The sequence below is a fragment of the Argonema antarcticum A004/B2 genome, assembly GCF_023333585.1.
GTDB classification, from domain to species: domain Bacteria; phylum Cyanobacteriota; class Cyanobacteriia; order Cyanobacteriales; family Aerosakkonemataceae; genus Argonema; species Argonema antarcticum.
Map to the genome: position 1 here is coordinate 1 of NZ_JAIQZN010000224.1, position 1,822 is coordinate 1,822.

General features: G+C 44.7%; 1 protein-coding gene. It reads left to right on the forward strand.

Annotated elements, in window-relative coordinates; genetic code table 11:
* The first annotated feature begins 115 nt into the window (after window positions 1-115).
* The gene (gene tnpC, locus LAY57_RS35485) at window positions 116-1,618 is read left to right on the forward strand and encodes an IS66 family transposase (protein ID WP_249072178.1); all 1,503 of its coding nucleotides are present in this window, start codon (window positions 116-118) and stop codon (window positions 1,616-1,618) included.
* Window positions 1,619-1,822 lie beyond the last annotated feature (204 nt).

The following is a 1,822-nucleotide window of genomic DNA, read 5'->3' on the forward strand; positions in this document are numbered from 1 at the left end:
GGTAACCGTTCAGGGGGTGCGCCTGCGGCGCACCACCCCAAGAGGAGTAGTAAGGATTTTGGGGAAAAAAGGCGGGCTTCAAAAATAGTCGCCAAAATCTGCTAATGTAAGATTTATGAAACAAAAGGCCGCCACCATAATAGAGCAGATACCTCCTGAAGATTGGGAGAAAACTCCAGCCAGTGTAAAAAAAATGGTGGAGTTAATGGCGCAACGCATTGAAATATTAGAACAACAGGGGCTTGGATTACTCGAAGTTCAGCAGCAATTAGTAGAAAAAGTCAATCAAACATCAAAAAACTCATCATCACCACCCTCAAGTGACCCCCCAGGATTTGGTCACAAATCACAGAAAAAAACTGGAAAAAAAAGAGGCGGTCAGCCAGGTCATGAGGGGAAAAGTCGCAACTTATACCCATTAGAAAAATGTACAAGGGTGATAGAGCATCATCCCGTCAAATGCTCCTGCTGTGGAGAAAGCCTTTTTGGAGAAGATCCAGACCCATATCGTCACCAAATAGTTGAGATTCCACCAATTGAACCAATAGTCATCGAACATCGCCTGCACAAATTGACCTGTAAGCGATGTGGAAGTTCCACTCGTGCCAAATTGCCCGACGACTTCAACCCAAGTGGATACGGAGTGAGAGTTGTGGCCACAGTAGCATTACTCAGTGGATTATACCGTAACAGCCACCGCATGGTACAAAGCGCCCTAGCGGACTTGTTTGGGATCTCAATCTCCTTGGGAACAGTAAACAAACTGAGGCTAGAAGCCAGCAATGCAGTTGCTGATTGTGTGAATGAAGCTCATCTTTACATCCAGCAACAGGAAGTTGTTGGAGCGGATGAAACAGGTTTCAATCAAGCTAATATCGATGGTGGCAATCCACAACAAAGACAAGCATGGCTGTGGGTAGCGGTCACACCGCTAGTCACATTTTTTGAGATTTCACTAACTCGTTGCACGATGGCGGCTAAAAACCTTTTGGGTGAGAACTTTGCCGGAATTTTAACCTCAGATAGGCATGGTGGATACAACTGGGTAAACATGGAACGTCGGCAATTATGTTGGGCGCATCTTAAGAGAGAATTTATAAAAATCTCAGAACGTCCTGGGGTATCGAAAGAATTAGGGACTCAATTAGTCGAACAACTTGAAAAGTTATTCGAGTTATGGCAGAGGGTCAGGGATGGAACTCTTGCGCGTGGTGATTTTGTAGAATTAGTCAAAGATATTCGTTATCAAATAATATTACTGTTACAACAAGCCGCCAACTACGAGATTACGTCGAGGGAAAAAACCCCTTTGGCGAAAACGGTTCGTACTTGTCGTCAACTACTTAAGATTGAGGGTGCGATGTGGTTATTTGTAACCACTCCTGGAGTTGAACCAACCAACAATGCCGCCGAAAGAGCGATTCGTCCGGCTGTGATTTGGCGACGTACCAGTTTTGGTTCCCAAACACAAGCTGGGAGTACTTTTGTGGCCCGAATGCTGACTGTGGTTACTACACTTAAATCTCAAGAGCGTAATATCTTGGAGTTTATCACAATTGCTGTCAAGAGCGCTCGTGAAGGTAAATCTGCTCCTTCTTTGCTTCCCGAAGTCTCATGAAGAGTGAAAATGACCCAGAGATTTTTAATCTAGCTTTATATAGTTAGTTTCTTGCTGAACAATAACTGCCCCTAAAAAATTGACTATTGAGTCAATTGTTTTCTGCGAAAATTCTTGTTGGCTCACGCCGATATCTCAAACACATTTAGCCTCAAACTCCTCTTGGGGTGGTGCGCCGCAGGCGCACCCCCTGAACGGTTACCA

What these genes read in the sequence shown, in the direction of transcription:
- tnpC (WP_249072178.1), top strand. Translation starts at nt 116, where the DNA reads ATGAAACAAAAGGCCGCCACCATAATAGAGCAGATACCTCCTGAAGAT.